Source organism: Zarconia sp. (assembly GCF_057467645.1).
The window spans coordinates 61,745-67,901 of sequence record NZ_JBRJXU010000114.1 but is presented as its reverse complement, the minus strand read 5'-3'; the positions used below and the strand labels follow the sequence as shown (position 1 = coordinate 67,901).

The following is a 6,157-nucleotide window of genomic DNA, read 5'->3' as shown; positions in this document are numbered from 1 at the left end:
GGTGTGGGGTATTATTTGATTCTCCCAGTCACCGCATCTCCATTAAAACTTAGCGACAAAGTCCGATAACCAATTGAGTAAATTCAGCTTGTGGAGAACGATTTGTCGGGCCTCGGCGATCGCATCTTTGGCTTCGTACCAGGCATCGGGAGTCGCCGTCACTTCTTGGATGTAAGCAATCCCCTTTTCATCCAAACTCGGCAAACGTAGAAAACTGCCAGGAGGTAACAGCTTATCCGCTGCCGGACCGCCGTAGTAAATCGGCAAACACCAGGATAACAGGGCATCCCACATTTTCTCGCTCACGTACCAATCGTTATCGGCGTAGTTTTCGATCGCTAAATTATAACGATAGGGATTCATAGCGTAGGATTTATTGGTCAGGGGGCCGAAAGAACCAGACCAATCGGGTAAATTTCGCCCGTACAAATCCACTTCTACCCCGCTTTCTTTGAGTTGTTTCATAAATGCCAATCGCTGGCGGTGGTTTTCGGTACGATTGACACCGGAACTAATCCAACTACAGGGTTTGTGTTTTATCGGTGGTGGCATTTCATCCAACTCGCGGAAGGAGTCGGAGGCATACCAAATGGCGGGCATATAGTCGGGATTCGGGGCAAAACGATCGGGACCGGATATGTAACCGCAATAGGGTTTGGCATTTTCGTATGCGGCTTTGTGGCGATCGACCACTTCCTCTAAAGGCGGTTCTCGCAGTAGGTAAATGATGCGTTCTGGGGGGAGGTTCGGCAGTTTTTTCCAGTTTTCTCGAATGCGATCGGTGGGGGATTGGCGCAACCCCAATCTCTCGCGCAATGTGGGTTTTCTCGGGGGTTTGGGAACGTTAAAATTGTACAGCAAGAGAAAATCGGGATGCTTCGATCTCCCTTGCATTTGAATATTTCCCCAGACGCCAAAAGGGTGAGGCGTTTGCTTCCACAACCAATCAGCCGGAAACGATCCGAGATTGTTGTAAGAACTGATTGCCCCCACGGTTTTTCGACTCATTGCCAGACTCCTCTACTGATTCGGGAAAATACCGTACCGACTCTTATTTCTACGTTAGCTCGATCGATCTATAGATTTGGCAATTTCGAGCAACCCAATCGCGATCGAATCTCTCGAATTCCTAGATGTGCAAGCATTAAAAATCACGAGGAGACAAACCACCGCTCGCCTCGCACTTTGAAAATCACGAATCAACTCAAAACTTTGCTCTCAAGCCATAGAGAAAACACCCTACTGCTATCCTAGCCACAGTCACTCTCATCCGGCAACCTATTGACATTCGCAAAGGCAATCGATCGCACGCATTTTTTTCTAAAAATAAACCGTACGATACAAAATTTTATATTAAAATAATAGATTTAATTCTAAATTTTTTGAGATTTTAATATATTTTTTTTTATCTCTTCAAACATCGATTTAACTTCTCCCTCACTCAAACCATTTCTCTTCGCAACACTCTCAATATTACTATCTAAAACTTGACCAACAATATGGCTTGCGAATCGTTTTGTATAGTTTTTCTGTCGATTCACGTAGTCGAGTTCTTCGGTAAAGTTTTTCTGACAGCAATCGCAGGTAAATTGCCGGCGATTGACTTGTAAGTAAACCGCATGGGTACTGAGAGGCAAATCTTTAATCAGATATCGATGATGGCGAACGAGCCGACTGCTTGGTATTTGACAGTGAGGACAAATCGCTTCAGGGTTTTGAGGTTCTAACTTAAAAACCAACCCAATATCGTCGATAATTTGGTAATCTTGCACCCAAATTCCAGGAATATTTAGGAAGCGAGAAAGAAGCTTGAGGTAAGATTTTGGTTTCATCTGACGTGCCTTGAAGCAAGGCTGGCGATGGAAATTTAAAACTATCTTGCACCCTTTTTTTATGCTTTATAAACTTCCCAAGAAGTGAGAAGCCTAACAGTCTTATGATTCGCGAAATGTAACGAGAAGTCTTCTGTGAAGACTTAGTTTTATCGATCGCAGTCTTAAGAGCTATCCATAATCCAACACTATAGATCGAAAGAGGAATTAAATCTTGCCGAAAACAGAACGGAGATTTCCGAATTCGGCAATCTCATGCAGGGGGAGAATTCAGGCAGCCTAAGATCGTCTCTAGAAATGAGCGAACATGCGTTATCTGGCGATCTTCAGTGTTGTGAGGACAGGGTTTTGGCCGATCGACAAGGATAACGCCCGCAGGATACTGGTGACGCTCAGATTCTCCGAATCTAGATGAATACAGCCTTTTTCGAATGGATGAGGTCCAGACAATCCCCCACGTATCCCCCTGATGAAGGGGGACTTGAGATTCACGATCTGCTCTGACTAACTTGAGAACCGCCATACTGCACTAGACATCTGGTAGAAATCAAAAATTCAGACGATTTCTAGACTGAAGTCATCCATTGCTTCTGGCTTTCCCCTTTAACCCCGAACCTTTCACCCTTTTCCTCTAGTGCAGTGCGGCAGAAATAACTGACCAGCTCTCAACCTGTGACAGCTATGTATAGTAGGCATGTTTAATGCGCGTATTTGTAATGACCCGTAGCGGCACTAGATCTCTAAGAACCCTCGAACTTTACAACCAGGGACGAGAGACTTCCTCCAGACGAGAAACTTCTTCGGAAGTGAGTTGCCAACCTAAAGCCCCGGCATTTTGTCGGGCCTGTTCGGCATTCTTTGCACCCGGAATGGGAATCACCCCGCCCTGACAAATCAACCAATTTAATGCGACTTGTGCGGGTGTCTTGCCATACCGATCTCCATATTCGCGCAAGCATGAAAGCACCGGTTCGATCTTCGTAAAACCGTCGGATTTGAAACGAGAATCCCACTGCCTCGGACCGGTTGGTTGAACTGTGCCCGTGCCGTACTTGCCCGTTAACAATCCTTGCGCCAGAGGGCTATACGCGAGTATCGTCACCCCTAACTCTCGTGCCGTCCCGATAATACCTTGAGTTTCCACCCCTCTCGAGAGTAAAGAGTAGCGCACCTGATTAACTGCCAGAGGAATGCCCCGGCGCGCGAGAAGGTCGTGGGCTTCGCGCATTTGGGAAGCCGAGTAGTTACTAACCCCGATCGCCTCAATTCTACCGCGCTCTACCTCATCTGCAAGAGCGTTCATCAGGGTTTCTTGAGACATGAGAAAGGTAAAGGGCCAGTGAACCTGGTACAGGGCAACTTTCTCCACCTCCAGCCGCTTCAAGCTATCGGAAACTGCATCAGTCACCGACGAACCGAACAAACGCCACGGCACAGGGCCGTATTTGGTCGCGATTTGGATAGGGCGATCGCTATTTTTGATAAACTGTCCCAGCAGCCGTTCCGACTCGCCGTTGCCGTAGACTTCCGCCGTATCGAAAAAAGTAATGCCTGCGGTCACAGCTGCCTCGAACGCGCCGCGCACCTCATCGGTTCCGTAGCCTTTGCCGTATTGCCAAAAGAGGGTATCGCCCCAAGACCACGCCCCAATTCCCAGGGAGGTCACCGTCGGTCCGTTTTTTCCCAATGCGATCGTCTGAGTTATTGCATCCACGATTTTTTCAATTCTTAACAAACACGCTATTTGTTATTGTGAGCGGATCGATTCCCATCGGGCAAGCCTCTTGCGGGGAGAGCAGTTAGAGAGTTAGGTTTTTAGAGTCTGACCTTCGTCGATCGCGTTAGTACCGATCGAGTGCGGTCCGCGAAAATCTTCCCCATTCAATACCCTCGACTCACCCCCTATCGTCTGAATTTGGCTTATGGCAACTCCCAATTTCTCAGATTCGGTTACCGAGTCTTCACCTGCGACATCTCTTCCTCGCGTCGGCTTGTTGACCATGTTCCGCTTGGGCATTTTTCAAATGGGACTCGGCATCATGTCCCTGCTGACGTTGGGGGTTCTCAACCGAGTGACCATCGACGAACTAAAAGTGCCAGCCCTCGTTGCGGCTGGGGCAATCTCGGTGTACCAGTTTATGGCGCCATCGCGGATTTGGTTCGGCCAGATGTCCGACTCCAAGCCCATTCTGGGACATCATCGCACGGGCTACGTCTGGATTGGGGCGGTTCTGTTTACAATCGTTTCGTTCTTCGCCTTGCAAGTGGTGTGGCAACTCGGCAACAGCCTCGAAACCGTGGGTTGGAGTTTCCCCACCTATGCTTGGATTGGCGTTTTGGGTTTGATGTTTGCTATCTATGGCTTAGCATTAGGGGCGAGTTCCACCCCCTTTGCGGCCCTGCTGCTGGATGTTTCCGATGAAGACAATCGATCGAAACTCGTAAGTATCGTCTGGTCGATGCTGATGGTCGGCATTATCGTCGGGGCAATTATTAGCAGCATCATGCTCAAAAAAGTGGGGATCGATGCCCCCATTGAAGAGGTGCGATCGTCGATCGATCGATTATTTGCGATCGTACCGGCGATCGTCCTGACGATGACCTTTCTGGCGACGTTTGGGGTCGAGAAAAAGTACTCCCGCTTCACCACTCGATCGACCTTAACAGACCGCGAAGACCAAATTACCCTCAGTCGGGCCCTGCGAGTCCTCACCGCCAGTCGTCAGACGGGTATCTTCTTCACGTTTTTGCTGGTGATGAGTATCAGCTTGTTCATGCAGGATGCCATCCTCGAACCCTACGGCGGTCAGGTCTTTGGGATGCCCATTTCCGAAACCACCCAACTCAACGCCTTTTTTGGGATGGGAACGTTGGTGGGGATTGCCTCGACGGGATTTCTGATCGTTCCTCGTTTGGGGAAAAAGCGGACGGCGAAGTACGGCTGTATCGGGGCGGCGATTTGTTTTTTTGTGCTCATTGGGGCCGGGTTTACCGGGGAAGTGGGAATGCTCAAAGGTGGCTTGCTGCTGTTTGGTAGCTGTTCGGGAGTCCTGACCGCTGGGGCGATCGGCTTGATGCTAGACTTAACCGCCGCAGAAACCGCCGGCACGTTTATCGGTGCGTGGGGATTGGCCCAGGCGATGGCGCGGGGACTCTCGACGGTGTTAGGCGGTGCGGTTCTGGATTTAGGTCGCGGCATTTTTGGCGAACCGGTGCTGGCTTACGGTCTGGTGTTTGCGACTCAAGCCGTGGGTATGATGGTGGCGATTGGGCTGCTGCGAAGAGTCAATATTAAGGAGTTTCAGGATAACGCGAAAGCAGCGATCGCGGCAGTGATGGAGGGGGAACTCGATTGAGTTGCAAGAGGACGAGTTTTCCAGATAACTGTTGAAGGAGACTTCTCCCCACTTCTCCTTGTTTGCTGCTGACGATTAAACATAAGCGCAATCGGAAAAAATTCAATCAATTTCTATGCCCAAGTCATGATTTTATTTCCCCTTTAACTCTTCCCCTTTCCCCTTTAAGCCTTCCCCCTTTTCCTCCAAATATCGATCGTGATTAAACAACTCCTGATTAACTTCATTGCATTTGTCACGATCTGTCTGTTTGGTCTAATAGGGTTGGGTGTGCTTTTGTCGAGTCTAGACTCGGCTGGTCAATCCGCTGAAGCTTCTAATTGGCCCTCTGTAACCGGTACGATTACAAAGACGGATATCTCGAGTCGCAGCATAAGGGGGGGGATATACAGTTATCAACTCGAAGTTGAATATCGTTACTCTGTGATGGATCGAACGTATTCGGGTTCGAGATTGGCTTTTGGATATAATTCGAGCGGTCGCAGGTCCGAACACCAAGATATTCTCGATCGACTCGAAAACGCAACGTCCGTCAAGGTCCGATACAATCCGCAAAATCCTGAAATCTCCACGCTTTCATTTGGAACTCATCAATGGATAAAGCGCAATTTTGCTAAGGGGTTTACCGTCTTAAGCCTTGTATTGATTTTCCCAACAACTCTATTATTCAATATTTTTCGAGTTAAGTCTGCTGTCGTCGGGCAGTGGGTTTATGGGTTTTTCGTTTTCGCGTTTATCGTTGGTTTGATCTCAATCGTGGGATTGGACATTCTACCCGATCGGACGATCGTCAAAAATCTGGAGGTGAGCCTAAACTCAGGAAATTTCCAACAATATATATATTGCATTTAGAGCCTTCGATCGAGACCGACGGGGCAAGTTTTTGGTTGATGACTTCTATGTCAATTCACTTTCTCTCAAAATCCTTGCTGCCCCAATTTTTTGAACGGAAACGATCGTCGCGCGAGT

Annotated in this window: 5 protein-coding genes; 2 read left to right on the top strand and 3 right to left on the bottom strand. The window is 48.5% G+C overall.

Translation table 11 applies throughout. From position 1 onward, the window contains the following. Nucleotides 1-42: 42 nt before the first annotated feature. From AC2215_RS17980 to AC2215_RS17970, 3 genes are all read right to left on the bottom strand, one after another. Nucleotides 43-1,008 (bottom strand): glycosyltransferase family 10 domain-containing protein, encoded by a 966-nt coding sequence (locus tag AC2215_RS17980; protein WP_486811375.1) that lies wholly within the window; start codon nucleotides 1,006-1,008, stop codon nucleotides 43-45. Nucleotides 1,009-1,373: 365 nt separating this feature from the next. After that, the gene (locus tag AC2215_RS17975; protein WP_486811374.1) at nucleotides 1,374-1,832 is read right to left on the bottom strand and encodes a helix-turn-helix domain-containing protein; all 459 of its coding nucleotides are present in this window, start codon (nucleotides 1,830-1,832) and stop codon (nucleotides 1,374-1,376) included. A gap of 757 nt (nucleotides 1,833-2,589) precedes the next feature. Further along, nucleotides 2,590-3,546, bottom strand: coding sequence for an aldo/keto reductase (locus tag AC2215_RS17970; protein WP_486811373.1), 957 nt, complete (start codon nucleotides 3,544-3,546; stop codon nucleotides 2,590-2,592). 208 nt (nucleotides 3,547-3,754) lie between these two features. On the opposite strand from AC2215_RS17970, the gene AC2215_RS17965 reads away from it, so the two are divergent. Both AC2215_RS17965 and AC2215_RS17960 read left to right on the top strand, forming a co-directional pair. Then, nucleotides 3,755-5,188, top strand: a complete 1,434-nt coding sequence (locus tag AC2215_RS17965) for a BCD family MFS transporter (protein WP_486811372.1) — start codon at nucleotides 3,755-3,757, stop codon at nucleotides 5,186-5,188. Between the two features lie 198 nt (nucleotides 5,189-5,386). After that, a complete protein-coding gene (locus tag AC2215_RS17960; protein WP_486811371.1) occupies nucleotides 5,387-6,040 on the top strand; it encodes a DUF3592 domain-containing protein in 654 nt (217 codons plus the stop codon). Nucleotides 6,041-6,157 lie beyond the last annotated feature (117 nt).

Bases quoted from the DNA above. Each gene is read 5' to 3' on its own strand.
- AC2215_RS17980 (WP_486811375.1), bottom strand. From the start codon at position 1,008: ATGAGTCGAAAAACCGTGGGGGCAATCAGTTCTTACAACAATCTCGGA.
- AC2215_RS17975 (WP_486811374.1), bottom strand. From the start codon at position 1,832: ATGAAACCAAAATCTTACCTCAAGCTTCTTTCTCGCTTCCTAAATATT.
- AC2215_RS17965 (WP_486811372.1), top strand. From the start codon at position 3,755: ATGGCAACTCCCAATTTCTCAGATTCGGTTACCGAGTCTTCACCTGCG.